At 71.1% G+C, this 26,303-nt stretch carries 25 protein-coding genes and 4 tRNA genes; 21 read left to right on the top strand and 8 right to left on the bottom strand.

The genetic code is table 11. From position 1 onward, the window contains the following. Nucleotides 1-76 (bottom strand) — tRNA-Val (locus ACFWE1_RS00800). Between the two features lie 272 nt (nt 77-348). On the opposite strand from ACFWE1_RS00800, the gene ACFWE1_RS00795 reads away from it, so the two are divergent. The 6 genes from ACFWE1_RS00795 to ACFWE1_RS00770 all read left to right on the top strand — a co-directional run bounded on the left by ACFWE1_RS00795 (nt 349) and on the right by ACFWE1_RS00770 (nt 5,024). After that, nucleotides 349-421, top strand: a tRNA-Gly gene (locus ACFWE1_RS00795). 55 nt (nt 422-476) lie between these two features. Next, nucleotides 477-550: transfer RNA gene (locus tag ACFWE1_RS00790), tRNA-Cys, on the top strand. A gap of 24 nt (nt 551-574) precedes the next feature. After that, a tRNA-Val gene (locus ACFWE1_RS00785) sits at nt 575-646 on the top strand. Between the two features lie 183 nt (nt 647-829). Beyond that, nucleotides 830-2,317 (top strand): cell wall-binding repeat-containing protein, encoded by a 1,488-nt coding sequence (locus tag ACFWE1_RS00780; protein ID WP_376931674.1) that lies wholly within the window; start codon nt 830-832, stop codon nt 2,315-2,317. Between the two features lie 158 nt (nt 2,318-2,475). Then, nucleotides 2,476-4,470: a threonine--tRNA ligase gene (gene thrS / locus ACFWE1_RS00775; protein WP_376931673.1), complete on the top strand. Its 1,995-nt coding sequence runs from the start codon at nt 2,476-2,478 to the stop codon at nt 4,468-4,470. After that, a complete protein-coding gene (locus tag ACFWE1_RS00770) occupies nt 4,467-5,024 on the top strand; it encodes an HIT family protein (protein ID WP_376931672.1) in 558 nt (185 codons plus the stop codon). Before thrS ends, ACFWE1_RS00770 begins: the two co-directional genes overlap by 4 nt. 30 nt (nt 5,025-5,054) lie before the next feature. Here the strand turns inward: ACFWE1_RS00770 and ACFWE1_RS00765 are convergent, their stop codons facing one another. Together ACFWE1_RS00765 and ACFWE1_RS00760 are read right to left on the bottom strand one after the other, a co-directional pair. Next, complete coding sequence (locus ACFWE1_RS00765; RefSeq protein ID WP_376931671.1) at nt 5,055-5,684, bottom strand: DNA-binding response regulator; 630 nt, start codon at nt 5,682-5,684, stop codon at nt 5,055-5,057. Continuing rightward, entirely contained in the window at nt 5,681-6,886 is a 1,206-nt protein-coding gene (locus ACFWE1_RS00760) for a sensor histidine kinase (RefSeq protein ID WP_376931670.1), read from the bottom strand. The genes ACFWE1_RS00765 and ACFWE1_RS00760 overlap by 4 nt, the downstream gene beginning before the upstream one ends. 157 nt (nt 6,887-7,043) lie before the next feature. Between ACFWE1_RS00760 and ACFWE1_RS00755 the strand changes: the two genes are divergently transcribed. After that, the gene (locus ACFWE1_RS00755) at nt 7,044-7,520 is read left to right on the top strand and encodes a hypothetical protein (RefSeq protein WP_376931669.1); all 477 of its coding nucleotides are present in this window, start codon (nt 7,044-7,046) and stop codon (nt 7,518-7,520) included. A gap of 69 nt (nt 7,521-7,589) precedes the next feature. Here the strand turns inward: ACFWE1_RS00755 and pdxY are convergent, their stop codons facing one another. Both pdxY and ACFWE1_RS00745 read right to left on the bottom strand, forming a co-directional pair. Further along, nucleotides 7,590-8,441, bottom strand: coding sequence for a pyridoxal kinase PdxY (pdxY, locus tag ACFWE1_RS00750; RefSeq protein WP_376931668.1), 852 nt, complete (start codon nt 8,439-8,441; stop codon nt 7,590-7,592). Nucleotides 8,442-8,448: 7 nt separating this feature from the next. Further along, a complete protein-coding gene (locus ACFWE1_RS00745; RefSeq protein WP_376931667.1) occupies nt 8,449-9,840 on the bottom strand; it encodes an aminotransferase class I/II-fold pyridoxal phosphate-dependent enzyme in 1,392 nt (463 codons plus the stop codon). A gap of 83 nt (nt 9,841-9,923) precedes the next feature. Here ACFWE1_RS00745 and pdxS point away from each other — a divergent pair, with 83 nt between their 5' ends. The 11 genes from pdxS to ACFWE1_RS00690 all read left to right on the top strand — a co-directional run bounded on the left by pdxS (nt 9,924) and on the right by ACFWE1_RS00690 (nt 20,723). Then, the gene (pdxS, locus tag ACFWE1_RS00740) at nt 9,924-10,814 is read left to right on the top strand and encodes a pyridoxal 5'-phosphate synthase lyase subunit PdxS (RefSeq protein WP_279399732.1); all 891 of its coding nucleotides are present in this window, start codon (nt 9,924-9,926) and stop codon (nt 10,812-10,814) included. Beyond that, complete coding sequence (pdxT, locus tag ACFWE1_RS00735) at nt 10,811-11,446, top strand: pyridoxal 5'-phosphate synthase glutaminase subunit PdxT (RefSeq protein ID WP_376931666.1); 636 nt, start codon at nt 10,811-10,813, stop codon at nt 11,444-11,446. The genes pdxS and pdxT overlap by 4 nt, the downstream gene beginning before the upstream one ends. A 10-nt stretch (nt 11,447-11,456) precedes the next feature. Next, a complete protein-coding gene (locus ACFWE1_RS00730) occupies nt 11,457-11,993 on the top strand; it encodes a DUF1697 domain-containing protein (protein ID WP_376931665.1) in 537 nt (178 codons plus the stop codon). An 86-nt stretch (nt 11,994-12,079) separates the two neighbouring features. Further along, entirely contained in the window at nt 12,080-12,835 is a 756-nt protein-coding gene (locus tag ACFWE1_RS00725) for a YebC/PmpR family DNA-binding transcriptional regulator (RefSeq protein ID WP_376931664.1), read from the top strand. Between the two features lie 10 nt (nt 12,836-12,845). Beyond that, a complete protein-coding gene (gene ruvC, locus ACFWE1_RS00720; protein ID WP_376931663.1) occupies nt 12,846-13,463 on the top strand; it encodes a crossover junction endodeoxyribonuclease RuvC in 618 nt (205 codons plus the stop codon). Then, nucleotides 13,460-14,080, top strand: a complete 621-nt coding sequence (gene ruvA, locus ACFWE1_RS00715) for a Holliday junction branch migration protein RuvA (protein WP_376931662.1) — start codon at nt 13,460-13,462, stop codon at nt 14,078-14,080. The genes ruvC and ruvA overlap by 4 nt, the downstream gene beginning before the upstream one ends. Next, entirely contained in the window at nt 14,077-15,132 is a 1,056-nt protein-coding gene (gene ruvB / locus ACFWE1_RS00710; protein ID WP_376931661.1) for a Holliday junction branch migration DNA helicase RuvB, read from the top strand. Before ruvA ends, ruvB begins: the two co-directional genes overlap by 4 nt. Before the next feature lie 98 nt (nt 15,133-15,230). Further along, nucleotides 15,231-15,614, top strand: coding sequence for a preprotein translocase subunit YajC (gene yajC / locus ACFWE1_RS00705; protein WP_376931660.1), 384 nt, complete (start codon nt 15,231-15,233; stop codon nt 15,612-15,614). A gap of 63 nt (nt 15,615-15,677) precedes the next feature. Beyond that, entirely contained in the window at nt 15,678-17,405 is a 1,728-nt protein-coding gene (gene secD, locus ACFWE1_RS00700) for a protein translocase subunit SecD (RefSeq protein WP_376931659.1), read from the top strand. Continuing rightward, the gene (gene secF / locus ACFWE1_RS00695) at nt 17,405-18,409 is read left to right on the top strand and encodes a protein translocase subunit SecF (RefSeq protein ID WP_376931658.1); all 1,005 of its coding nucleotides are present in this window, start codon (nt 17,405-17,407) and stop codon (nt 18,407-18,409) included. Before secD ends, secF begins: the two co-directional genes overlap by 1 nt. A gap of 67 nt (nt 18,410-18,476) precedes the next feature. Further along, complete coding sequence (locus tag ACFWE1_RS00690) at nt 18,477-20,723, top strand: RelA/SpoT family protein (RefSeq protein ID WP_376931657.1); 2,247 nt, start codon at nt 18,477-18,479, stop codon at nt 20,721-20,723. A gap of 9 nt (nt 20,724-20,732) precedes the next feature. Here ACFWE1_RS00690 and ACFWE1_RS00685 read toward each other — a convergent pair whose 3' ends face one another. The 3 genes from ACFWE1_RS00685 to ACFWE1_RS00675 all read right to left on the bottom strand — a co-directional run bounded on the left by ACFWE1_RS00685 (nt 20,733) and on the right by ACFWE1_RS00675 (nt 23,519). After that, nucleotides 20,733-21,293 carry a hypothetical protein gene (locus ACFWE1_RS00685; RefSeq protein WP_376931656.1) on the bottom strand — a complete coding sequence of 187 codons (561 nt, stop codon included), beginning with the start codon at nt 21,291-21,293 and terminating at the stop codon, nt 20,733-20,735. Between the two features lie 93 nt (nt 21,294-21,386). Further along, complete coding sequence (locus ACFWE1_RS00680) at nt 21,387-22,619, bottom strand: DUF349 domain-containing protein (RefSeq protein ID WP_376931655.1); 1,233 nt, start codon at nt 22,617-22,619, stop codon at nt 21,387-21,389. A gap of 120 nt (nt 22,620-22,739) precedes the next feature. Continuing rightward, on the bottom strand, nt 22,740-23,519 hold the full coding sequence (locus tag ACFWE1_RS00675; protein WP_376931654.1) for a peptidylprolyl isomerase: 780 nt from the start codon (nt 23,517-23,519) through the stop codon (nt 22,740-22,742). Between the two features lie 112 nt (nt 23,520-23,631). Here ACFWE1_RS00675 and ACFWE1_RS00670 point away from each other — a divergent pair, with 112 nt between their 5' ends. From ACFWE1_RS00670 to ACFWE1_RS00660, 3 genes are all read left to right on the top strand, one after another. Then, nucleotides 23,632-25,125, top strand: a complete 1,494-nt coding sequence (locus ACFWE1_RS00670) for a replication-associated recombination protein A (protein ID WP_376931653.1) — start codon at nt 23,632-23,634, stop codon at nt 25,123-25,125. A gap of 180 nt (nt 25,126-25,305) precedes the next feature. Beyond that, entirely contained in the window at nt 25,306-25,929 is a 624-nt protein-coding gene (gene rpsD, locus ACFWE1_RS00665; protein WP_189084895.1) for a 30S ribosomal protein S4, read from the top strand. 147 nt (nt 25,930-26,076) lie between these two features. Next, the gene (locus ACFWE1_RS00660; RefSeq protein ID WP_189084896.1) at nt 26,077-26,271 is read left to right on the top strand and encodes a hypothetical protein; all 195 of its coding nucleotides are present in this window, start codon (nt 26,077-26,079) and stop codon (nt 26,269-26,271) included. Nucleotides 26,272-26,303 lie beyond the last annotated feature (32 nt).

Genomic DNA, 26,303 nt, shown 5'->3' with positions numbered 1-26,303 from the left:
TGGTGGGCGATGCCGGGCTCGAACCGACGACCTCTTCCGTGTGAAGGAAGCGCGCTACCAGCTGCGCCAATCGCCCAAGTGGGATTCGGGCACGAACGCGTCGTGCCGCGGGTTCGATAGTAGCCGACGCCGAGGGGTGAATGCACATCGGCCGGGCGGGCCTCGGATCCCGGGCGTGTCCGGCCCTTCGCCGCAGGCCGGATCGACGTGCGAATCGGCCTCGACACGCCCGGGTTGCGCGAGCGGATTCCGGGGCTGACCTGGCTGAACACTGGGGGAGCCATCCTCGGTTTGTGAATCGTTCACCCTTTCGGTTACAGTTTCTGTGTTGCCGGAAACGGCGACAACGCGGATGTGGCGCAGTTGGTAGCGCATCACCTTGCCAAGGTGAGGGTCGCGAGTTCGAGTCTCGTCATCCGCTCTGATCAGAACCGGGCGAAAGCCCGTTTCTGGTTTCTGGTGGTGAACCCAGACACGGTGGATTGGCCGAGAGGCGAGGCAGCGGCCTGCAAAGCCGTATACACGGGTTCGAATCCCGTATCCACCTCCAAGCCGAAACCTTTCGACTTGACACGGGCGATTGGCGCAGCGGTAGCGCGCTTCCCTGACACGGAAGAGGTCACTGGTTCGATCCCAGTATCGCCCACACAGCAACGCCCCGGCAGACGCCGGGGCGTTCGTCGTTTCCGGCGCCTTCACGACCCTCTGTCCCACGGATGGGGTACTGAAGCGGACACCGCCTCCCGTTACGGTGAGAGCAGACGTCTGACCCGGCCCACCCGAGACGCGTCGCAACGACGACCAATGAGCGTCGGGGAAGGTGTTCATCGTGCACACTCGTGTTGCTCTCGCGCTGGCCTCTGCGGCCGCGCTCCTCTCGACCCTGCTGGCTGCTGCTCCGGCGTCGGCGACGGAGACGCCGCTCCCGCAGGAGCCCCTCGCCGCGACCGCCGGAGCGACGGGTGTCGCCGGGTTCCCCGCCGGGCAGACCCGGCTCGCCGGCGCATCCCGCTACGACACCGCGGTCAGCGTCTCGAAGCGATACTCGCCCGGAGTGCCGGCCGTCTTCGTCGCGACCGGAACGAACTTCCCGGACGCGCTCTCCGCCGCTGCCGCGGCGGCGCTCCTCGGCGGCCCGCTCCTGCTCACCACGCCGGCCGCATTGCCAGGCTCGGTCGCGAGCGAGATCACGCGTCTCGCGCCCCAGCGGATCTACGTCGTCGGCGGCACCGGCGCGGTCTCCAACGGGGTGATGCGGGCCCTGAAGGCCATCGCCCCGACGCAGCGGCTGGAGGGGAGCGGGCGATACGAGACCGGACGGGCGATCGTGTCCGAGGTCTTCCCCGCCTCGGGGACGGTCTTCCTCGCCACCGGCGCGTCCTTCCCGGATGCGCTCGCGGCCACCGGGGCCGCCGGCGCTCGGCAGGCACCGGTCCTCCTGGTGCCGGGGACCTCGACGTCGCTCGACGCCCCGACGATGGCCACCATCGCCGGACTCGGCGCGCACGAGGTCGTGCTGGTCGGCGGAACCGGCGTGGTGTCCAGCGGGATCGAGACGCAGCTGGGACGTGCCGGACTGAGCGTGGTGCGGTATGGCGGGGCGAGCCGGTACGACACCGCCGCCGAGATCAACACGGCCTACTTCCCGCGCGGATCGACGGACACGATGTTCCTCGCGACCGGCACGAACTTCCCCGACGCGCTCGCCGGCGCGGCCCTCGCGGGACGCCTCGGCGCGCCGCTCTTCGTGACCCCCGCCGGCTGCACGCCGGACTCCGTTCGCGCGTCCATCACCGCGCTCGGTGCGGCGAAGCAGGTGGTCATGGGCGGAACCGCGGTGGTGAGCGCGGCGGCGGCCGCGAACACCGGCTGCCTCACCGCGGCGGTGCCGACGATCAGCGGGAGCGCGCAGGTCTCCGCGACGCTCACCGCGCGGCCCGGTTCGTGGACGTCGGGTACCGCGTTCGGCTACCAGTGGTACGCGAACGGCGCGGCGATCTCGGGCGCCACCGGATCGTCGATCACGCTGTGGGCGAGCCTCAAGGGCAAGCGCCTCTCGGTCAAGGTGACGGGCACGAAGGCCGGATACGTCAGTGCGAGTGCGATGTCCGCCCAGACGTCGGCGGTGGTCTATCCGAGTCGAACGGCGCCGGTCGACGCCTGGAACTGCCCCTCGTGGGCACCGATCAAGGGCAACGCGCAGTCCGGGATCTACCATGTGCCGTCCGGGCAGTACTACTCCCGCACGAAGCCCGAGGAGTGCTTCGCGAGCGAAGCCGCGGCGAAGGCGGCCGGATACCGCAAGTCCAAGCTCTGAGTCGGCGCGGCGGGAGCCGCACGCGGCGCGACGACGCTCGGCACGCGACTACAGTTGAGGGGCGGCGCGGATCTCTCGATACGGGCGCCGCGACATCCGGATGATCGACGATCCCGGACCGCGGTGGGCAGGACGCCCGAGCGGTGGGATCCAGCTAAATGGGAGTGGACCAGGTGACCGACGGCTTCGAGCTCTTCACCGACCGTTCCGTTGTCGCGATGCGCGTCAACGGCGAGCTCAAGGACCTGGCGACCACGGTCACGGAGACCGACGTCGTCGAGCCGGTCACGATCGACTCGCCCGACGGGCTGAACATCCTGCGGCACTCGACCGCCCACGTGCTCGCCCAGGCGGTGCAGAACGTGAACCCCGAGGCGAAGCTCGGCATCGGCCCGCCCGTCACCGACGGCTTCTACTACGACTTCGACGTCGCCGAGGCGTTCAGCACCGACGACCTGAAGGCGCTCGACAAGGAGATGTCGCGCATCGTCCGCGCCGGCCAGCGCTTCGTGCGCCGCGTCGTGAGCGACGAGGAGGCGCGCGCCGAGCTCGCCCACGAGCCGTACAAGCTCGAACTCATCGGGCTGAAGGGCAGCGCCTCGACCGGCGACGACAACGAGAACGTCGAGGTTGGCGGCGGCGAGCTGACGATCTACGACAACGTCGACCCGAAGACCGGCGAGGTCGCCTGGAAGGACCTCTGCCGCGGGCCGCACCTGCCGAACACCCGCATGATCGGCAACGGCTGGGCGCTCATGCGCGTCGCCGGCGCGTACTGGCGGGGGAGCGAGAAGAACCCTCAGCTGCAGCGCATCTACGGCACCGCGTGGCCGACGAAGGACGAGCTGCGCGCCTACCAGCACCGCCTCGAGGAGGCCGCGAAGCGCGACCACCGCAAGCTCGGCAAGGAGCTCGACCTGTTCAGCTTCCCCGACGAGATCGGCTCGGGGCTGTCGGTCTGGCACCCGAAGGGCGGCATCATCCGCGGCGAGATGGAGCAGCACGCGCGCCGCCGGCACATCGAGGGCGGCTACACGTACGTGTACACGCCGCACATCTCGAAGGAGGACCTCTTCCTCCAGTCGAATCACCTCGTCACCTACCGGGAGGGCATGTTCCCGCCGATCGTCATGGACGAGGAGCGCGACGCCGAGGGCAACGTCACGAAGCAGGGCCAGGACTACTACCTGAAGCCCATGAACTGCCCGATGCACATCCTCATCTACAAGGAGCGCGCGCGCAGCTACCGCGACCTGCCGATGCGGCTGGCCGAGAACGGCACGGTCTACCGCAACGAGCTCTCGGGGGCCCTGCACGGGCTCACCCGGGTGCGCGGCTTCACCCAGGACGACTCGCACCTCTTCGTCACGCCCGAGCAGCTCGAGGCCGAGGCGACCCGGGTGCTCGAGTTCGTCATCTCGATGCTGCGCGACTTCGGCCTCGAGGACTTCGAGCTCGAGCTCTCGATGCGCGACGACGAGAAGTCCAAGTGGATCGGCTCGGACGAGTTCTGGGAGTACTCGACGAACGCGCTGCGCAACGTCGCGGTGGCGAGCGGGCTGAAGCTCACCGAGGTGCCCGGCGAGGCGGCGTTCTACGGGCCGAAGATCGACCTGAAGACCCGCGACGCCATCGGGCGCACCTGGCAGCTCTCGACGGTGCAGGTCGACCCGAACCTGCCGGAGCGCTTCGAGCTGGAGTACACCGGCTCGGACGGCGAGAAGCACCGCCCGATCATGATCCACCGGGCGCTGTTCGGCTCGATCGAGCGCTTCTTCGCGATCCTGCTCGAGCACTACGCGGGCGTGTTCCCGGTGTGGCTGGCCCCCGTGCAGGTGGTGGGCATCCCGGTCGCCGACGAGTTCGCACCCTACCTCGGCGACATCGTCGAGCGGCTGCGGGTCGCGGGCGTGCGCGCCGAGCTCGACACGAGCGACGACCGCATGCAGAAGAAGATCCGCACGCACACCACGCAGAAGGTGCCGTTCCAGCTCATCGCGGGCGAGAACGACCGCTCCGCGGGCACGGTGAGCTTCCGCTTCCGCGACGGCACCCAGGAGAACGGCGTCGCCGTCGACGAGGCGATCGAGCACGTGCTCGCGTCCATCCGCGACCACCGCCAGGTGACGAGCCGGGATGACCTGTTCGGATGACCGGGGCGGCCGACGAGGAGCTGCGGGTGCAGTCGTCCGCGGAGTTCGCGGCGGCGCCCGACGCGTTCCAGCGGCTCTGGACCCCGCACCGGATGGTCTACATCCAGCAGGGCGAACCGGAGTCGCACGAGTGCCCGTTCTGCCGGGCGCCCGAGCGCAGCGACGAGGACGCCCTCATCGTCGCGCGCGGGCGCACGGCGTACGCCCTGCTGAACCTCTACCCGTACAACAGCGGGCATCTGCTCGTCTGCCCCTACCGGCACATCGCCACCTACGACCAGGCGACGCCCGAGGAGGTCGCCGAGATCGGCGAGCTCACGCAGACGGCGATGCGGGTCATCCGCGCCGTCTCGCGCTGCGATGGATTCAACCTGGGCATGAACCAGGGGCGGATCGCCGGGGCCGGCATCTCGGAGCACCTGCACCAGCACGTCGTGCCGCGCTGGGCCTCCGACTCGAACTTCTTCCCGATCATCGCCGGCACGAAGGCGCTGCCGCAGCTCCTCGGCGAGGTGCGCCGCACGATCGCCGAGGCCTGGCCCGCCACGGACTGACCGGGCGCCTTCGCGACCGCGGACGCGGGCTCAGATCCAGCCCTGCTGCCAGGCCTTCTCCGCGGCCTCGTGGCGCGAGGCCGCGTCCAGCTTGGTCATAGCGGCCGAGAGGTAGTTCCGCACGGTGCCCTGGGCGAGGTGCAGGCGCTCGGCGATCTGCTGGACGCTGAGGGTCGAGCGGCTGTATCGCAGCGCGTCGAGCTCCCGGTCGGTCAGCGGGCAGCGCTCGGCGGTGAGGGCCGCGGCGGCGATCTCCGGATCGATGTACCGGCGCCCGGCGGCGACGTCGCGGATGACGTCGGCGAGGCTCTCCGCGGGCGTCGACTTCGGCACGAAGCCGGACACCTTCGCGGCGAGCGCCCGGCGCAGCACTCCGGGGCGGGCGTGCCGGGTCACGATGACGACGCGCGTCGGCACCGTCGCGAGGATGCGCGCGGCGGCTTCGACGCCGTCGGCGTCGGGCATCTCGAGGTCGAGCAGGCACACGTCGGGGCGCGCGGCGACGGCCTGCGCCACCGCGGAGGTGCCGGTGTCGGCGCTCGCGACGATCTCGATGTCCGGTTCCAGGTCGAGGAGGGCGACGAGCGCGCCGCGGATCAGATGCTCGTCGTCGGCGACGAGCAGGCGGATCGGCGGGGCGGCGGCATCGGTGCGGGTCATGCGGGCACCCCGGCGGCCATCGGCACGCTCGCGACGAGCCGGAACGAGCCCGCTGCGGCATCCGCCTCGGTGCTCAGCACACCGCCGATCGCCGTCAGGCGCTCGCTGAGGCCGTCGAGCCCGCTGCCGGCCCCGTGCCCGGCCCGCGCGCCCCGTTCCGAGGGCGCTGCGACGCCGTCGTTGGTGATCCGCAGCTCCGAGCGTCCGTCGCGCGTCACGAGCTCGATCGTGACCGCGCGCGCCTCGCTGTGCCGCAGGATGTTCGTCGTGCCCTCGCGCACCACGGTGCCGAGCACGCGCTGCACCTCGTCGTCGCTCGGCACGGGCCCGAGTCGCAGGGTGCAGACCGCCCCGGATGCCGCGAGGACCTCGCGCGCGTTCTCGAGCTCCTGGTCGAAGGCCACCTGGCGGTAGCCCGCGACGAGGGAGCGCGTCTCCTCGAGCGCCTCCTTCGCGATCAGGCGCACCTCGTGGACGAGCTCCCGTGCGCGCTCCGGGTCGCGCTCGAGCAGCCGCTCGGCGAGCTCCGACTTGAGCGAGATCACCTGCAGGTGGTGGCCCTGGATGTCGTGGAGATCGGAGGCGAAGCGGAGCCGCTCCTGCGTCACGGCGAGTTCACCGGCGGTGCGGCGGTTCCGGTCGAGCCGGACGACCACCTCCCACCACCAGAGGCTCGTGAGGGCCATGATCGGCAGCATGACCGCGAAGAAGCCGATCATCCAGCCGCTCGACTGCTCGCGAGCGGTCTCGGCGCCGCCGTGCAGCCAGGCCGCGGCGAACACGTGCGCCGCGGTGACTGCGGCGCCGACGGCCAACAGCTGACCGCGCCTGGGCTTCGGCAGCAGCGGTGCGACGAGGGTCAGGGCGGCCCAGAGCGGCATCGCGCTCACGAGCGCCAGGCCGGGCGCGAGGAGCCCGATCGCCCAGACGAGGGCCGCGGGGAGCAGCAGGACGACGGTCCATGCGGGGTGCGGCAGCCCTCCGCCACGGCCGAGGTGCAGGAACCAGCAGTAGCGCAGCTGCGCCGCGGTCGCGAGCACGTGGAGCACGAGGGCCGCGAGGACGAGCGGCGTGGGCTGGGCGAGGGAGGCCTCGAAGAGCGTGAGGCCGACGATCAGATCGAAGAACCCGTAGAAGAACACGATCGACACGAGCGTGTAGATCCAGGTCGCGCGGACGCTGCGGGCGGGTTCCGGGGGCATGGATCCGAGCATATGGCAGTGACATTTGTCACGTTCCGGGGTGCGGATCCGCACGGCGTTCGCTGACACGGCGGCACTGCCGGGCGCGGGCGGCGGCCGGGAGGCTGGAGGCATCCCATCGCAGTCGCGATGGCGACCCGCACTCGAAAGGCCCGACATGATCGACGCGCTCCAGGACTTCGCCGGCTCGCTGCCCACCTACCTCCAGTGGTTCGGGGTGATGCTCGTCGCGGCGATCCCGTTCGTGGAGTCCTACTTCGGCTCGGTCGTCGGCGTGCTGATCGGGCTGCCGCCGGCCGTCGCGATCGGCGTCGCGGTGATCGGCAACGTGGTGTCGATGCTCATCTTCGTGCTGACCGCGCACGGGGTGCGCTCGAAGGTCGTCGCGGGGAAGCAGCAGGCGCCCGAGGAGTCGCCGCGCCGGGAGAAGCTGCGCCGCGCCTTCGACAAGTACGGGGTCGCCGGGGTGAGCATCGTCGGGCAGACGATCCTGCCGAGCCAGATCACCTCCGCGGCGATGGTCTCCTTCGGGGCCAGCCGCAACGCCGTCATCTTCTGGCAGATCGTCTCGATCGTGCTCTGGGGCGTCGTCTTCGGCGTGCTGGCGACCCTCGGCGTCTCGCTCGTGCGCTGACGACGCGGACAGAGGCGACGGATGCCCCGGCGGGATCGACCCGCCGGGGCATCGGTCGTCGTGGCGGTGTCAGCGCACCTGGCGCACCGAGAACTGCATGGCGGGGTTCGCGTAGTCCTCCTGCGACTCGACGAGCTGGAGCTCCCGCTCGCCCGAGCGGTGCGTGCGCTCGAGGAGCCCGAAGACGCTCGAGGTGGTGCGCGCCAGCGCGTCGGCGGCGTCGCCCGTGGCGCGGTAGTGCGCGGTGAAGAGGGCGGCCGTGACGTCGCCGGAGCCGTTCGCCTTGAGCGGCAGCAGCGGGGTCTGCACGATCCAGGCGCCGCGGTCGTCGACGGCGAGCATCTCGATCGTGCCCGGCTCGCGGTCTGGCCGCTCGACACTCGTCACGAGAACCGTCTGCGGCCCCGTGGCGCGGATGCGGTCGACCGCGTCGAGAGTGGACTCGAGGGTATCGGGCTCGGTGTCGGTGAGGAAGCCGAGCTCGAACTGGTTGGGCGTGATCAGGTCGGCCGCCGGCACGACGCGGTCGCGCAGCAGCACCGGGATCGCGGGGGCGACGAAGCAGCCGGACTTCGCGTTGCCCATCACGGGGTCGCAGGAGTAGATGGCGGAGGGGTTCGCCGCCTTGACCTTCACGACGGCCTCGAGGATGACATCGGCGATGCCCTCGCCCCCCTGGTAGCCGGAGAGCACCACGTCGATCTGGGGGAGCACTCCGCGGTCCTCGATGCCGGCGATGACCTCTCGGACGTCGTCGGGGGCGATGAGCGGCCCGCGCCAGGCGCCGTAGCCGGTGTGGTTCGAGAAGTTCACCGTGTAGACGGGGAGCACCTCGACGCCGATGCGCTGCAGGGGGAAGACGGCGGCGGAGTTGCCCACGTGACCGTAGGCCACCGCCGACTGGATCGAGAGGATCTTCATCGGACGATCATCCCACCTCGGCGAGCCGGGCCGGTTCCACGGCGCCGCTCGCCTCGCGCGCCGCCCGGACGGAGGTGGCGAGATCTGCGGCGAGCCGCCGGAGCTCCTCATCGTCGAGCTCGTGCACCGTGAGGCGCAGGCGCTCGGGCGGGGCACCGCCGGCGAGGGCGAACTCGTCGCCGGGCCGGGCGAGCCAGCCGCGGCGCATCAGCTGCTCGACGACCGCCCGCGCCGGTGCGCCGAGCGCGACCCAGACGTTCAGGCCGTCGCCGGGCTCGGTGGGCAGGCCCTCCGCCGTGAGCAGCTCGGCGAACGTGCGGTTCCGCGCGGCGTAGTGCTCGCCTGCCGCGCGGATCTGCGCGGCCACCTCCGGGTCGGTGGCGAGCGCGTGCACGAGGCGCTGCAGCAGGTGGCTCACCCAGGTGGTGCCGGGCGTGAGCCGCATGGCGAGCCGCTCGGCCGTCTCCGGGTCGGAGGCCGTGACGGCGAGGCACATGTCGGGGCCCAGGAACTTCGACACCGAGCGGACGAGCGCCCAGCGCCGGTGCTCCGGCCCGATCAAGGAGTGGAACGGCTGCTGCGAGAGCAGCGAGTAGTGGTCGTCCTCGATCACGAGCACGTAGGGGTGCTCGGCGAGCACCTCCCGCAGCGCGGCGGCGCGCTCGGCGCTGAGGCTCGCCCCGGTCGGGTTCTGCGCCCGCGGCGTGCAGATGACGGCCCGGACCCCCTGCTCGAGCGCGGCGCGGAGGCCGGCGACGGTCATTCCCTGCTCGTCGACCGGCACGGCGACCGGGCGATACCCGGCGATGCGAACGGTGTGGATGCTGGTGAGGAAGCACGGGTCCTCGAGCGCGACCGCGTCGTCGCGGGTGAGCGCCTGGGCGAGCAGCCGTTCGACGGCGTCGCCCGCGCCCGAGGTCACGGTGAGCCGGAGGGGGAGCCCGGCCGGCAGGTCGCGGTGCATCCACTCGGCGGCCCACTGCTCGAGGCCCGGGTCGATGACGGGCTCGCCGTAGAGCACGGGGCGGCGGGCGATGCCGGCGAGCGCCCGCGAGGGGTCGGGGATGCGGGAGGCATCCGGATTGCCGGTGCCGATGTCGCGGAGCGCGGTGTCGGCGGCGAAGCCCTCCTGCGCGACCGGCGCGGCGCCGGCGACCCGGGTTCCGGCGCGGCCGCGGGTCACGACGAGTCCGGAAGCGCCGAGCTGCCGATAGGCGGCGACGGCGGTGTTGCGGTTCACGCCGAGCTGCTTGGCGAGGGTGCGGACCGGGGGCAGCGCGTCGCCGGGGCGGAGCCGCCCGCGCTCGATGAGCGCACGCAGGCTGTCGGCGATCTCGGCGGCCGAACGCCCTTCGATCTCGGCGATCACGTCATGGTCCTTCCTCGTGTCCACGACCATGCTACATTTTGGCCTAGGACAATGATTCCGTTGGTCTGTTTCGAAGCGCGGGATGGGCTCGCGCTCGATCGAGAGGATTCCCTGTGACGGTACCCGAGACGGGCTCGAGCCGCGTGAAGCGCGGCCTCGCCGAGATGCTGAAGGGCGGCGTCATCATGGACGTCGTCACCCCGGAGCAGGCGCGCATCGCTGAGGACGCCGGCGCCGTCGCCGTGATGGCGCTCGAGCGCGTGCCCGCCGACATCCGCGCGCAGGGCGGCGTCGCCCGCATGAGCGATCCGGACCTGATCGAGGCGATCATCGCCGAGGTCTCGATCCCGGTCATGGCGAAGGCGCGCATCGGCCACTTCGTCGAGGCGCAGGTGCTGCAGGCCCTCGACGTCGACTACATCGACGAGTCCGAGGTGCTCTCGCCCGCCGACTACGTGAACCACATCGACAAGTGGCAGTTCACCGTGCCGTTCGTCTGCGGTGCCACGAATCTCGGCGAGGCGCTCCGCCGGATCAACGAGGGTGCGGCGATGATCCGCTCGAAGGGCGAGGCCGGCACCGGCGACGTGTCCGAGGCCACCAAGCACATCCGCAAGATCACGAGCGAGGTCAACGCGCTGAAGTCGATGACCCGCGACGAGCTCTACGTCGCCGCCAAGGAGCTGCAGGCGCCCTACGAGCTCGTGCTCGAGGTCGCCGAGACCGGCAAGCTGCCGGTCGTGCTCTTCACCGCGGGCGGCGTGGCCACCCCGGCCGACGCGGCCATGATGATGCAGCTCGGCGCGGACGGCGTGTTCGTCGGCTCGGGCATCTTCAAGTCCGGCAACCCGGAGCAGCGCGCCGCCGCCATCGTGAAGGCCACGACCTTCTACGACGACGCCTCCGTGATCGCCGACGTGTCGCGCGGGCTCGGCGAGGCGATGGTCGGCATCAACGTCGGCGACCTGCCGGCCCCGCACCGGCTCGCCGAGCGCGGCTGGTGACGACCACCCTCCGCGAGGAGTCGCTCGACGCGGGGGCCGGCGCGACCGGCCCCCGCGTCGGCGTCCTCGCACTCCAGGGCGACTTCCGCGAGCACGCCCGCGTGCTCGCCGGGCTCGGCGCCCGGGTGACGCTCGTCCGTCGGCCGGCGGAGCTCGCCGAGATCGACGGCCTCGTGATCCCGGGCGGCGAGTCGAGCGTCATCGACAAGCTCGCGCGCAGCTTCGGGATCGCCGAGCCGCTGATCGCCGCGATCCGCGGCGGGATGCCGGTCTACGGCACCTGCGCGGGGCTCATCATGCTCGCCGACACCGTGCTCGACGCGAGTCCCGGCCAGCGTTCCTTCGGCGGCCTCGACATCGTCGTGCGGCGCAACGCCTTCGGCTCGCAGAACCAGTCCTTCGAGACCGAACTCGCGGTGCCGGAGCTCGGCGAGCCGCCGGTGCACGCGGCCTTCATCCGGGGCCCGGTCGTCGAATCGCTCGGACCGCGGGCGACGCCGCTCGCCGCACTGGCCGACGGCCGTGTCGTCGCGGTGCGCCAGGGCGCGCTGCTCGGGACGAGCTTCCACCCGGAGATCACGGGGGAGCACCGCTTCCACGAGTACTTCCTCGGGATGGTCCGGGCGCGGTAGCGTCGCGGTCATGGGGACCTGGATCGCGCTGCTGCGCGGGGTGAACGTCGGCGGCATCACGATCCGTTCGGCCGAGCTCCGCGAGCTCTTCGGCTCGCTCGGCTTCGAGGCGGTGCGCACGGTGCTCGCGAGCGGCAACGTCGCCTTCGAGGCCGAGGCGCGGGATGCCGCGGCGGAGCGGCGGCTGAAGGCGAGGATCGAGGCGGCGCTGTCCGAGCGCTTCGGCTACGAGGCCTGGATCGTGCTCTGCTCCCGGGAGCGGCTCGAGCAGATCGTCGAGGCGTTCCCCTTCGACGCCGAGCGCGAGGGGTGGCATCCGTACGTGCTGTTCGCCTCCGACCCGGCGCCGCTCGCCGAGCTGCTCGAGGCTGCGCCCTCGCTGGACCCGGCCGACGAGATCATCGCGCCGGGGGAGCAGGTCGTCTACTGGCACTGCCGGCGTGCGGTCGGCATCGACAGCGCGTTCGCCAAGCTCGTCGCCAAGGCGCGGTTCAAGCCGACGACGACGAACCGGAACCTCCGCACGCTGCAGAAGCTGCTGAAGTAGGCGCGCGCTTCCGGGCCCCGCGGCGCCGCTGCCGTAGAATGGGAGACCGGCGGGCGCCCCCGCCGGGCAATCGATCCAGGAGCAGCATGTCCGGGCATTCCAAGTGGGCCACGACGAAGCACAAGAAGGCCGTCATCGACGCGCGTCGCGCGAAGTCCTTCGCCAAGCTCATCAAGAACATCGAGGTCGCCGCGAAGCTGGGCGGCGCCGACCTGAACGGCAACCCGACCCTGTACGACGCCGTGCAGAAGGCCAAGAAGACCTCGGTGCCGAACGACAACATCGACCGGGCGATCAAGCGCGGCGCCGGAATCGGCGGCGAGGCCGTCGAGTACCAGAGCATCACGTACGAGGCCTACGGGCCCTCCGGCGTCGCCCTCATGGTCGAGGTGCTCACCGACAACAAGAACCGCGCTGCCGCCGAGGTGCGCACCGGGCTCAGCCGCAACGGCGGCACGCTCGCCGACCCGGGTTCGGTCGCCTACAACTTCACCCGCAAGGGCGTCATCGTCGTCACCGGCGAGGGCACGACCGAGGACGACGTCATGATGGCGGCGCTCGAGGCCGGGGCTGATGAGATCGAGCCGCACGCCGACGGCTTCGAGGTCATCACCGACCCGTCCGACATGGTCGAGGTGCGCAAGGCCCTGCAGGAGGCTGGCCTCGACTACGAATCGGCCGACATCGAGTTCGTGCCGAACCTCAAGGTCGAGATCGACGCCGACACGGCGCGCAAGGTCTTCCGCCTGATCGACGCGCTCGAAGACAGCGACGACGTGCAGAACGTCTACAGCAACTTCGACCTCACCCCAGAGGTGCAGGCCGAACTCGAGGCGGAGTAGGCCGATCGCCATGCGGGTGCTCGGCATCGACCCCGGGCTCACCCGCTGCGGCGTCGGCGTCGTCGATGTCGAGCCGAACCGGCGCGCCCGGCTCGTCGACGTCATCGTGCTGCGCTCGCCCACCGACGCCCCCATCGAACGGCGGCTCGCACGCATCGCGGACGGCCTCGAGGCGATCTTCGAGGAGCACCGGCCGCACGCGGTCGCGCTCGAGCGGGTCTTCGCCCGCTCCGACGTCTCCACGATCATGGGCACCGCGCAGATCTCCGGCGTCTCGATGCTCATCGCGGCCAGGCGGGAGCTCCCGGTCGCGCTGCACACCCCGTCCGAGGTGAAGGCCGCGATCACGGGGTACGGGCGCGCCGACAAGAAGCAGGTGGGCGCGATGGTTGCGCGCATCCTCGGGCTCGAGGAGGTGCCGAAGCCGGCGGATGCCGCGGACGCCCTCGCCCTCGCGATCTGCCACGCCTGGCGCACCGGCGGGGTCGCCGGCGCGGCGATCCGGGACGCCTCGACCGGGCGCGGCGGCGAGCAGGATGCCTCGGGCCTCACCCCGGCGCAGCGGGCGTGGCTCGCCGCGGAGCGCTCCGCGGCGGTGTCGGGGGCGGCCCGTAGGGTGAAGGAGTGATCTCCTCCCTCCGCGGGCGCGTGCTCGTCGCCGCCGGCAGCACCCTCGTCATCGACGTCGGCGGCGTCGGCTTCCAGGTCAACACCACCCCGGCCCTCGTGCTCGCGAGCCGCGTGGGCGACGAGCTCTCCGTGCACACGGTGCTCATCGTCCGCGAAGACTCGCTGACCGTGTTCGGCTTCGGCACGCGTGACGAGCTCGAGGTCTTCGAGCTGCTCGTCGGCGTGAACGGCGTCGGGCCGAAGTCCGCGCTCGGCGTGCTCTCGGCGCTCTCGCCCGACGAGGTCGCCGCCGCAGTGCACCGCGAAGACGACGCGGCCTTCCGCAAGGTCAGTGGCATCGGCCCGAAGACGGCGAAGCTGATCGTGGTCTCCCTGGCGGGCAAGCTGGCCGCCCCGGCCGCCCGCGCCGCCAGCGCGCCCGTCGCGAGCGGCAGCATCGGCGACAGCGTGCTCGCCGCCCTCACCGGGCTCGGCTGGTCCGAGAAGGTCGCGGCCGAGGCGCTCGACGAGACGATCCTCGCCGTGAGCGAGGCCGACGCGGCCTCTGTGCCGACGCTGCTGCGGCTCACGCTCGCGCGGCTCGGTCCGGCGCAGCAGGGCGGTCGGGCGCGATGAACCACGACGATCTCGACCTCACCGACCCCGAGCTCGCCTCCGAGGCCGAGCTCGCGTTCGAGGGCGCGCTGCGGCCGAAGAGCCTGCAGGAGTTCGTCGGGCAGAGCAAGGTGCGCGGGCAGCTCCAACTGCTCCTCACGGCCGCGCAGCTCCAGCAGCGCACCCCCGACCACATCCTGCTGGCGGGCCCGCCGGGGCTCGGCAAGACGACGCTCGCGATGATCGTTGCCCACGAGGGCGGTCGGCCGCTCCGCATGTCGAGCGGGCCGGCCATCCAGCACGCGGGCGATCTCGCGGCCATCCTCAGTTCGCTGGTGCCGGGCGAGGTGCTCTTCATCGACGAGATCCACCGCATGGCGCGCTCGGCCGAAGAGATGCTGTACCTCGCGATGGAGGACTTCCGCATCGACATCATGGTCGGCAAGGGCGCCGGCGCGACCTCGGTACCGCTCGATCTCGCGCCGTTCACGCTCGTCGGGGCCACGACCCGCGCCGGGCTCCTGCCGAACCCGCTGCGCGACCGCTTCGGCTTCACGGCGCACCTCGAGTTCTACGACCGGAGCGAGCTCGAGCAGGTCCTCGAGCGGGCTGCGCGCATGCTCGGGCTCGACATCGACGGCGAGGCGCTCGCCGAGATCGCCGGTCGCTGCCGCGGCACGCCGCGCATCGCCAACCGGCTGCTCCGCCGTGTGCGGGACTACGCGCTCGTGCACTCGGGCGGTGCCGGCGCGCGCGCCGACCTCGACGCGGTGCGCTCGGCCCTCGAGCTGTACGACGTCGACGCGCTCGGGCTCGATCGGCTCGACCGCGCGGTCATGACGATCCTGCTCGAGCGCTTCGGTGGGGGACCGGTCGGCCTCAATACCCTGGCCGTCTCGGTCGGCGAGGAGTCCGAGACGATCGAGGCCGTCGTCGAGCCGTTCCTCGTGCGCATCGGGCTCATCACACGCACCCCTCGCGGCCGGGTCGCGGCCCCCGCCGCGTGGCGCCACTTCGGGCTCGCGGAGCACGCGCCGGGCGTCGAGCAGGCACTCCCCATCGATGACCTATAATCCAAGGAGGCTTCGGCCCCCTTGTCTCTGACTTCGCGCGCCGTCGCGCGCACCGGAAGGTTTCCCAGCTCATGCCCTTCGATCCGCTGACTCTCATCATGCTCGCCGTTCTCGCGGTGCTGATCTTCTTCATGTTCCGCAACTCGCGGAAGCGCCAGGCCGAGGCGCGCGAGCTGCAGTCGAAGGTGCAGCCGGGTGCGAAGGTGATGACGAACTTCGGCGTCTTCGGCACGATCGTATCGATCGACGAAGAGGAGAACCGCGCCGAGCTCGAGGTGAGCCCGGGCACCGTGCTGACCCTGCACCGTCAGACCATCGCCCGCGTGGTCGAGCCGGCCGAGGGCACCGACGCCCCGGCGATCGAGTCGATCGACGGCGAGCCGGAGTTCGGCGAGCGCATCGATGATGCGGCCGACGAGACCTCGAAGGCCGCCGACGAGGCGCCCAAGGGCGACGAGTCGCCGAAGAAGTCCGAGGACTAAACCCGTTCCCACTGGCTCGGCCCGCGCACTCGTGCGCGGGCCGACGCAGAGAAAGCAGAGCACGTGGCTGCAGCACCGAAGCGGTCATCACGGCCGACCCCCGTTCGCAAGGCCTGGCGGTCGCTGAGCTGGCTCGGCGTGATCATCGTCGGTCTGTTCGCGATCAACGCCGCCGGCGTGATCTGGGGCGGCGGGTCGTGGACGCCGAAGCTCGCGCTCGACCTCGAGGGCGGCACGCAGATCATCCTCGAGCCGAAGCTCGAGTCGGGGCAGACCGCCTCGCAGGAGCAGCTCGACCAGGCGGTGTCGATCATCCGCCAGCGCGTCGACGCCTCGGGCGTCGCCGAGCCCGAGATCAACACCGAGGGGTCGAACGTCGTCGTCCGCATCCCGGGTGAGCTCGACGAGCAGACGCGCAACCGCATCGAGCAGTCGGCGAAGCTCGAACTGCGTCCCGTGCTGCTCGCGAGCGCCGCGACCGATCAGTCGATCAGCCCCAGCGAGTCGCCGGCCCCGACGGACGATGCGGAGCTCGAGGCCACGCCGACCGTCGAGCCCACCGACCCGAGCGATCCCTCGTGGATCACGCCGGCGCTGCAGAACGAGTTCGACACCTTCCAGTGCTCGAGCCTCGACGACCCCGACGCCAACGTGGCGCCGGCCGACGAGCCGCTCGTCACCTGCGACGCGAGCCGCACGGCGAAGTACATCCTCGGCCCCGTGGAGGTGAGCGGCGCGAACATCGTCGACGCCACGAACGGCGTCGTCACCACGCAGAGCGGCGCCTCGACCGGTCAGTGGGCGGTGAACCTCGTCTTCGACGACGAGGGCACCAAGGCCTTCGCCGACGTCTCGACCCGGCTCTACGGCCTCAAGGGCCAGACCCCGCGCGACCAGTTCGCCTTCGTGCTCGACGGTGCCGTCATCTCGGCGCCCTCGATGAACGGCGTCATCACCGACGGCCGCCCGCAGATCACCGGCTCCTTCACCCAGGAGACCTCGAAGGCGCTCGCCGACCAGCTGAAGTTCGGCGCGCTGCCGATCAGTTTCACGGTGCAGTCGTCCGAGACGATCTCGCCGACGCTCGGCACGCAGCAGCTGCAGAACGGTCTGATCGCGGGCCTCATCGGCCTCATCCTGGTCGTGCTCTACAGCATCTTCCAGTACCGCGCGCTCGCCTCGGTGACGGTCGCCTCGCTCATCATCGCGGGCATCATCACCTATCTCATGCTGACGATCCTGTCCTGGCGCGAGGGCTACCGCCTCTCGCTCGCGGGTATCGCGGGCGTGATCGTGGCGATCGGCTTCACGGCCGACTCGTTCATCATCTACTTCGAACGCGTGAGAGACGAGTTGCGCGACGGCAGACCGCTCGTCGGCGCCGTCGAGGCGGGCTGGAAGCGCGCCTTCCGCACCGTGCTCGCGTCGAAGGGCGTGAACCTGCTCGCGGCGATCGTGCTCTTCATCCTCGCGGTCGGCAGCGTCAAGGGCTTCGCCTACACGCTCGGCCTCACGACCATCATCGACGTCGTGATCGTCATCCTCTTCACCCACCCGATGCTGCAGCTGCTCGCGCAGACCCGGTTCTTCTCCGGCGGCAACCCGTGGTCGGGTCTCGACCCGAACGCGCTCGGCGCCGTCTACCGAGGCCGCGCGGAGTTCCGCAAGCCGTCCTCGGTGCCCGCCAAGAAGGCCGCGTCGAGCGCGAAGGAGGCGCAGCGCCGCCAGACGATCGCGGAGCGCAAGGCCGCCGAACAGCTCAGCTCGACGAGCGAAGGCAAGGAGTCCTGATGGCCAGCCGTCTCACCACCTTCGGCAACGACCTCTACACGGGCAAGCGCTCGTTCAACTTCGTCGGCGGACGACGCAAGTGGTACGTGATCGCGGCGGTGCTCGTCATCCTGTCGATCGTCGTCCCGCTCGTGCGCGGCGTGAACTTCAGCATCGAGTTCCTCGGCGGCTCGCAGTTCCAGATCACGAACGTGCAGAACGCCACGGCCGAGCCGGCGACCGAGGCCGTCGCGAGCGTCGTGCCGGACGCCACCGCGAAGGTCACCATCGTCGGCGACAGCGGTGTGCGCGTGCAGACCGACCAGCTCTCCCAGCAGGATTCGCACGACGTCTCGGCCGCGCTGGCCGAGGCGTACGACGTGCCCGTCAGCGAGGTCACCTCGAGCTTCATCGGGCCGAGTTGGGGCGCCGACGTGACGAGGCAGGCCATCGTCGGCCTCATCGCGTTCCTGCTGCTCGCGGGCATCATCATGGCGATCTACTTCCGCACGTGGAAGATGTCGCTCGCCGCGATCCTGGCGCTCATCGGCGACCTCATCGTCACGGTGGGCGTCTACGCCGCCGTCGGCTTCGAGATCTCGCCGGCCGCCATGATCGGTGTGCTGACGATCCTCAGCTACTCGCTCTACGACACGGTCGTGGTCTTCGACAAGATCCGCGAGAACACCGCCGACGACGGGGATGAATCGCGGCGCACCTTCGCCGAGTCGGTCAACCTCGCCGTCAACCAGACCCTGGTGCGCTCGATCAACACGAGCGTCATCGCGGCGCTGCCGGTCGCGGCCATCCTCTTCATCGGCGCCGGCGTCCTCGGCGCCGACACGCTGCGGGACATCTCGCTGTCGCTGCTCATCGGCATCCTGGTCGGCACCTGGTCGACCGTGTTCGTCGCGGCGCCGCTGTACTCGCAGCTGCGCGAGGGGGAGCCGGCGATCAAGCGCCACGACCTGAAGGTGCTCAAGGAGCGCGAGCGGGCGGGGTCGTCGGTCGCCGTCGAAGCGTAGCCCGGGCCGCCGTGCGGGCTCCAGGGGGCTCCGACAGTGGTAGGAATGGAACCCTGGAGGTGCTGAGATGACCGAGACTGGAGTGAACTCCACGGCGTCGCTGCGCCGCCTCGTGCCGAGGATCTTCTCCAAGGCTCAGCCCTCCGGCGCGGTCGAGACGCTCATCCGCACGGTGCGCATGCACCACCCGAAGGCCGACCTCGCGCTCGTCGAGCGCGCCTACCAGGTCGCCGACCGGGCGCACCAGGGCCAGAAGCGCAAGAGCGGCGAACCCTACATCACGCACCCGCTCGCGGTCGCGCAGATCCTCGCCGACCTCGGCATCGGTTCGAAGACGGTCGCCGCGGCCCTGCTGCACGACACCGTCGAGGACACCGCGTACACGCTCGACCAGGTGCGCGCCGACTTCGGCGACGAGATCGCGATGCTCGTCGACGGCGTCACGAAGCTCGACAAGGTCAAGTACGGCGACTCGACGCAGGCCGAGACCGTGCGCAAGATGATCGTCGCGATGTCCAAGGACATCCGGGTGCTCATCATCAAACTCGCCGACCGCCTGCACAACGCCCGCACGTGGGGCTTCGTCCCGGCGGCCTCGGCCACGCGCAAGGCGACCGAGACGCTCGAGATCTACGCCCCGCTCGCGCACCGCCTCGGCATCCAGACCATCAAGTGGGAGCTCGAGGACCTCTCCTTCGCGGTGCTGTATCCGAAGCTCTACGCCGAGATCGAGAGCCTCGTGAAGCAGCGCACCCCGCAGCGTGAGGAGTTCGTCCAGAACGTCATCGACCTCGTGAACGACGACCTGAAGGCCGCGAAGATCCGCGGGAAGGTCATGGGCCGTCCGAAGCAGTACTACTCGATCTACCAGAAGATGATCGTGCGCGGGCGCGACTTCGACGAGATCTACGACCTCGTCGGCATCCGGGTGCTCGTGAACTCGGTGCGCGACTGCTACGCGGTGCTCGGCGCGATCCACGCCAGGTGGACGCCGGTGCCCGGCCGCTTCAAGGACTACATCGCGACGCCGAAGTTCAACCTCTACCAGTCGCTGCACACGACCGTGATCGGGCCGAAGGGCCGCGCGGTCGAGATCCAGATCCGCACCCACGACATGCACCAGCGTGCGGAGTACGGTGTCGCGGCGCACTGGAAGTACAAGGAGCGGATGACGAGCGGCCGCGTCGACGAGAAGCAGAGCAGCACCGACATGGCGTGGCTCGCGCACATCTCCGACTGGCAGGCCGAGACCGCCGACCCGGGGGAGTTCCTCGACTCGCTGCGCTTCGAGATTGGTGCGAAGGAGGTCTACGTCTTCACCCCGAAGGGGCGCGTCGTCGGGCTGCCCGCCGGCGCCACCCCGATCGACTTCGCGTACGCCGTGCACACCGAGGTCGGCCACCGCACGATGGGCGCGAAGGTCAACGGCCGCTTGGTCCCGCTCGAGAGCGAGCTCTCCAGCGGCGACGTCGTCGAGGTGTTCACCTCGAAGAACCCCGACTCCGGGCCGAGCCAGGACTGGCTGAACTTCGTGAAGTCCGCGCGGGCGCGGAACAAGATCCGGCAGTGGTTCACGAAGGAACGGCGCGACGAGGCGATCGAGCAGGGGCGCGACGCCATCGCCCGCGCCATGCGCAAGCAGAACCTGCCGCTGCAGAAGCTGATGAGCCAGGAGTCCTTCGCCGAGGTCGCCGCCCAGCTGCGCTACGAGAACGTCTCGGCGCTCTATGCCGCCGTCGGCGAGGGGCACGTCTCGACGCAGTCCGTGCTGGAGAAGGTCGTCGCCCTGGTGCGCGACGTCGAGGGCGGCGACGAGCCAGAGCTCGCGATCCCGGTGCGGTCCCGCCCGCTGCCGCGCAACAGCGACTCCGGCGTGCTCGTGCGCGGCGCACCCGACATCCTCGTGAAGCTGGCCCGCTGCTGCACGCCGGTGCCGGGCGACGAGATCGTGGGCTTCGTCACGAGGGGAGCCGGAGTCTCGGTGCACCAGGCGAGCTGCCACAACGTGCAGTCGCTGCTGCGCGAGCCCGAGCGCATGATCGACGTCGAATGGGCGCCGAGCTCGAAGAGCGTCTTCCTCGTGCAGATCCAGATCGAGGCGCTCGACCGTGCGGGGCTGCTCTCCGACGTGACGCGCGTGCTCTCCGAGCACCACGTGAACATCCTGTCGGCCAACGTCACGACTTCGACCGACCGGCTCGCCCTCAGCCGCTTCGTGTTCGAGATGGGCGACACCACGCACCTCGATCGGGTGCTCAACGCGGTGCGGCGCATCGACGCGGTGTACGACGTCTACCGCGTGAGCGACGGCTGAACCCGGGCGTCAAGACCGCAATCCCGTCAGCCTGCCCAGCTCGTTCAGCCTGACGAGCGCGAGCCGGCGGTGGGGCACCCTGCGCTCGGGCGCGAAGCGCGCGCGGAGGCGTGCGGGCAGCGCGGCATCCCTGCCGATGAGCTCGGCGAGGACCGGCGCGAGCCGTTCGACGTCGAGCTCGGGGTCGCGGAGCAGGTCGAACGCCGTGCGCTCGAGGGAGGTGCAGCGGCATCCGCCGGCGATCGTGAGGTCTGCCGCGGCGATCGTCACCTCACGGACGAGGCGGCGGGGATCCCGGGAACGGGCGACGCGCGCGCCGTGCGGGACGCAGAACTCCGCGATCGCCGGGGGGATCGGCGTCGCGCCGTGCACCCACGCCGCCGACCACCCCGCGATCGCGGGCCCGTCAGGCCCGCCGCCGAGGGCCCGCGCCCGTACGGCGGGGACGTCGGGAGCATCGACCGCCACCCAGTGATCGAGCACCGGAACGAGTTCGCCGTCGATCCGTGCGGCGCAGAGCTCCGCCAGCGAGAAGTCCGTGGTGTCGAGGACGTCGGAGAGCCGGGGCATGGGCCGATTCTGCCCCGCGGGCGGGCCGGAACGACGACGGCCGGGGCGTTCTGTGGAGAACGCCCCGGCCGGTGACGGTCGGTGGACCGGGGCTCAGCCGCCGACGGCCTTGAGCCAGGCCTGACGCGCCTCGAGCGCCTCGCGTGCGGCGGCGATGGCCTTCGCGTCGCCGGCGGCCTCCGCGGCCTGCAGCTCGGCCTCGAGCTTCGCGATGGCCTCCTGCAGCTGGCCGAGCATGCCTTCCGAACGGGCCTTCTTCTCGGGGTCCTCGCGCTGCCAGCGCTCGTCCTCGAGTTGACGCACGTGCGTCTCGACCTTGCGCAGGCGGTCCTCGATCACCCGGACCTGGTCGCGGGGGACCCGCCCGATCTCGTCCCAGCGCAGCTGGATCGCGTTGAGCGCCGGCCGGGCGCGCTTCGGGTCCTTCTCGCTCAGGAGCTGCTCGGCCTCGGTGATGAGCGCGAGCTTCTGCTCGAGGTTCTCACGGTACTCGGCGTCGTCGCGCGCATCGATCTCGGCCTTCGCGTGGAAGAGCACGTCGCCCGCCGCCTTGAACTTCGCCCAGAGCGCGTCGTCGACCTTCTTGCCGGCGCGGCCCGCCGCCTTCCAGTCGTCGAGGAGCGCGCGGTAGTCGCCGACGGCGTCGGCGCCGCGCGGGGCCAGGGCCTCGGCGCGCTCGATGAGTTGCTGCTTGCGCGCCCGCACCTCGCGGTGGGCGCTGTCGAGCTGCGCGAAGAACGCCTTGCGGTGCGACTCGATCGTCGAGCGGGCCGTGCGGAAGCGCTTCCAGAGCTCGTTCGCCTCGTTCTTGGGCAGCCGCGGACCGTTCTGCTGGTGCTGCTGCCACCGGGCGAACAGGGCGTCCAGTTCGGCGGAGGTCTGCTTCCACTGCGTCTTCGCCGGGTCCTGGGCGGCGAGCGCCTCGGCGGCCTCGGCGATGGCGGTGCGCTCGGCGATGGCCTCCGCGAGCTGCGCCTTGGCCTCGGCCTGCTGCTGCTCGTTCAGCTCCTGCGTGGTGCCGGAGAGAGCGTCGAGCCGGGTGCGGAGCGCGTCGAGGTCGCCCACGGCGCGGGCGTCGGCCACGGATTCCTGCAGGGCGGCGACCGCCTTGGCCACGTCGGCCGCGGGGGCGCCGCGGCGGACGCGCTGCTCGAGCAGCCCGACCGCGCCGGCGAGGTCGGCGTACTTGCGCTCGAAGTAGGCGAGGGCCTCCTCAGCGGTGCCGTCGGGGTACTCGCCCACGGCCCGTTCGCCGTCGGCGGTCCGAACGAAGACCGTGCCCGTCTCGTCGACGCGGCCCCACGGTTGCTGATCTGATTCGGTCACGGCCTCACCCTGTCGTAGGTCGGTAGATGCCGCCTGACGGCGGCGGTGCGACATCAAGCCTATTGCACCTCCGGCGCGCGGTGCCGGTCGCGCTGGCGCGCTCCGGAGCGCGCCACCGGCTCACTGCAGCGTGAAGGAGTCGATCGTGACGGGCACGGCGGGAGCGCCGTCCCCGCCGCCGGCGGCGGTCCCCGCGTCGATCACCGCGGCGCGCAGCTCGTCGAGCCCGCTCGTCACGGTGCCGAGCACGGTGTAGCCGCCCGCGGCGTCGGTCGGCAGCGTCGTGTCCTCGTAGACCAGGAAGAACTGGCTGCCCTGGCTGTAGCCGTTGCCCGACTGGCGCGCCATGGCGATCGTCCCCGCTGGGTACACGTTGTCGGCCGGGGCGTTCTCGACCGGGCCGTAGCTGTAGCCGGGGCCGCCGGTACCGTCGCCGTTCGGGTCGCCGCACTGCAGGACGAACAGTCCCGAGGTGGTGAGCCGGTGACAGCCGACGCCGTCGTAGAAGCCCGACTGCGCGAGGCTGATCTCGGAGGACACGGCCTGCGGCGCGGCCGCCCCGTCGAGCTCCACGCCGAGCGGGATGCCGTTGAGGGTGAGCGTTCCCGTCCAGGTGCGCCCCTCGGCCAGCTCCGCCGACGGCACGTCGCCCTCGTTCGCGCCGGCCGGCTCGCTGGCCGCGGGGGACTCGCTCGGTGCCGCTTCGGGGGCACCGGGACCGCCGCTGAAGTAGAACAGCTGCGCGGCGGTCGCGAGCACGAGGACCACCACGAGCGCGAGCACCGCGATCACGTTGTCGCGGGTGCGCCGGCGCTGCTTGCGCGTGTGAACCTCTTGCCGTGCCTGGTAGGTGCGAAGCCTCGCGCGCTCTTCACGCGCCTGACGGTCGTTCGATGCCACGCTGCTCCTTCTCGGGACTCCTGCGAGCCGACTCTACGCAAGCCCCGCGCACCGTGCCAATCACCGCGTCGGCGCGGGACGCCGTGTCGGGGGCGTCGCTACGCTGGAGAGCATGGTGGACACCGGTACGGGGCTGCGCTCCGGCGCGACTCCTCTGGCGGTGCGCATGCGGCCGACGAGCCTCGACGAGGTCGCCGGACAGCGGCACCTGCTGAGCCCGGGCTCGCCCCTGGTGGCGCTCGCGAGCGACCGGACGGGCACGAGCGGCTCCGTCTCGGTGATCCTCTGGGGGCCGCCGGGCACGGGCAAGACGACGCTGGCGCAGGCGATCGCGCGCAGTTCCGGTCGGCGCTTCGTCGAGCTCTCCGCGGTCACGGCCGGGGTGCGCGACGTCCGGCAGGTGATGGAAGAGGCGCAGTCGAGCCGCGATCTCTACGGGCTCTCGACGGTGCTCTTCCTCGACGAGATCCATCGCTTCACGAAGGCGCAGCAGGACGCCCTGCTGCCCGGCGTCGAGAACGGCTGGGTCATCCTCGTCGCCGCGACGACCGAGAACCCGTCCTTCTCGGTCATCTCGCCGTTGCTGTCCCGATCGCTGCTGCTCACGCTCGAGCTCCTGAGCGATGACGACCTGGGCACGCTCGTCGACCGCGCCGCGACCGACCCGCGCGGGCTCGCCGACGCGTTCGTGCTCGAGCCGGAGGCGCGCGAGGCGATCGTCCGGCTCGCCTCCGGAGACGCCCGTCGCGCGCTCACAGCGCTCGAGGCCGCCGCGAACTCCGCGATCGGCGAGTTCGCCGCCGCGCACGCCGAGGCGGAGGCCTCGACCGACGCCGAGGCGTCGGCTCCCGACGAGGCGGATGCCTCGGGCGACGAGGCGGATGGCTCGGGCGACGACGACGAAGCCGCATCCGACGCGCCGTCGAGCCCCGACGATTCGGCTGCCGAGGCTCCCGCACCGGCGAAGCCCACGATCACGGCCGAGACGGTCGCACGCGCCGTCGACCGGGCGCTGCTGCGCTACGACCGCAACGGCGACGAGCACTACGACGTCATCAGCGCGTTCATCAAGTCGGTGCGGGGGAGCGACGTCGATGCCGCGCTGCACTACCTGGCGCGCATGATCGAAGCGGGCGAGGACCCGCGGTTCATCGCCAGGCGAATCATCGTGCTCGCCTCCGAGGACATCGGCATGGCCGATCCGACGGCCCTCGGCGTCGCCGTCGCCGCGGCCGACGCGGTCGCGCTCATCGGCATGCCGGAAGGCCGCATCCCGCTCGCCCAGGCCGTCGTGCACCTCGCGACCGCGCCCAAGTCGAACGCCTCCTACCTCGGCATCAACCAGGCGATCGCCGATGTCCGAGCGGGCAAGGCGGGCCGGGTGCCGAAGCACCTCCGCGACGCGCACTACGCCGGGGCGAAGCGCCTGGGCCACGGCAAGGGCTACCGCTACCCGCACGACGCCGACATCGGCGTCGTGCCCCAGCAGTACCTGCCCGACACCTTGCGGGGCGCGCGGTACTACGAGCCCACGGAGCACGGCCACGAGCGCGAGCTCTCCGCGAGGCTCGCCAAGCTCCGCCGCATCGTGCGCGGCGAGGACTGAGCCCCGTGCTACGATTGCTGATGGCCTGAAGCCAGGTTTTCGCGTGCGGCTGCGCGATCTCCGACGGCGAAGCGGCGCGACCTGTAGCCGGTCGGCCCATGGCGAATCCCTCTGACTAGAGCTTTCCAGCGCGCTGTCGCGCGCCGGAACCCCGTTTCAGAACCTCCGAAAGGACCATTCGTGTCGAATCGTGCACGTAGCAAGACCCGCCTCTCGCGCGCACTCGGCGTCGCCCTGACCCCGAAGGCCGCGCGCATCCTCGAGAAGCGCCCCTACGCTCCGGGTGAGCACGGCCGCACCAAGCGCAAGGCCGACAGCGACTACGCCGTCCGTCTCCGCGAGAAGCAGCGCCTCCGCGCCCAGTACGGCATCCGCGAGAAGCAGCTCCGCATCGCCTACAACGAGGCGAAGCGCATCGACGGCCAGACCGGTGAGAACCTCGTCGAGCTGCTCGAGATGCGTCTCGACGCCCTCGTGCTGCGTGCCGGCTTCGCCCGCACCATCGCGCAGGCCCGCCAGTTCGTGGTGCACCGCCACATCCTCGTCGACGGCAAGATCGTCGACCGCCCCTCGTTCCGCGTGAAGCCGGGTCAGCACATCGGTGTCAAGCAGCGCTCCGAGGGCACCGAGCCGTTCCAGGTCGCCGCCGCCGGCGGTCACGTGGACGTGCTCCCCAAGACCCCGGGCTACCTCGAGGTCCAGATCGACAAGCTGGAGGCGACCCTCGTTCGCCGCCCGAAGCGCGCCGAGGTCCCCGTCACCTGTGACGTGCAGCTCGTCGTCGAGTACTACGCCGCGCGCTGACCCAGCGTCGCGTGCAGGCCGGAGGGGTCGCGGGTTCGCCCGCGGCCCCTCCGTCGTCCCGGCGGGCGGGCCCTCGGCTCGCCTAGACTGGACGGAAGCGTCAGGGGCCGCGGTCCCTCGAACAGAGTTCGACCAGAGGAGCAATCGGTGAAGAGCGTGCTGTGGTTCGTCGCGGGCATCGCGGCGGGATTCGTCGTGGCCCACCAGGTGAACCAGACGGCCGAGGGCCGCAAGTTCTTCGAGTCGGTCGACGCCAAGGCCAGGGCGTTCGGCCAGGCCATCGCCGAGGGCTACCACGAGCGCGACGCCGAGCTGCGCGCCGCCGGCACCGACGAGCGCTGACCCTCCGCGCCACCGCGCGCACAGTTTCCACC

The sequence above is a fragment of the Agromyces sp. NPDC060279 genome (genome assembly GCF_042726785.1).
Classification (GTDB): domain Bacteria; phylum Actinomycetota; class Actinomycetes; order Actinomycetales; family Microbacteriaceae; genus Agromyces.
This window is presented reverse-complemented; position numbering and strand designations above follow the sequence as displayed.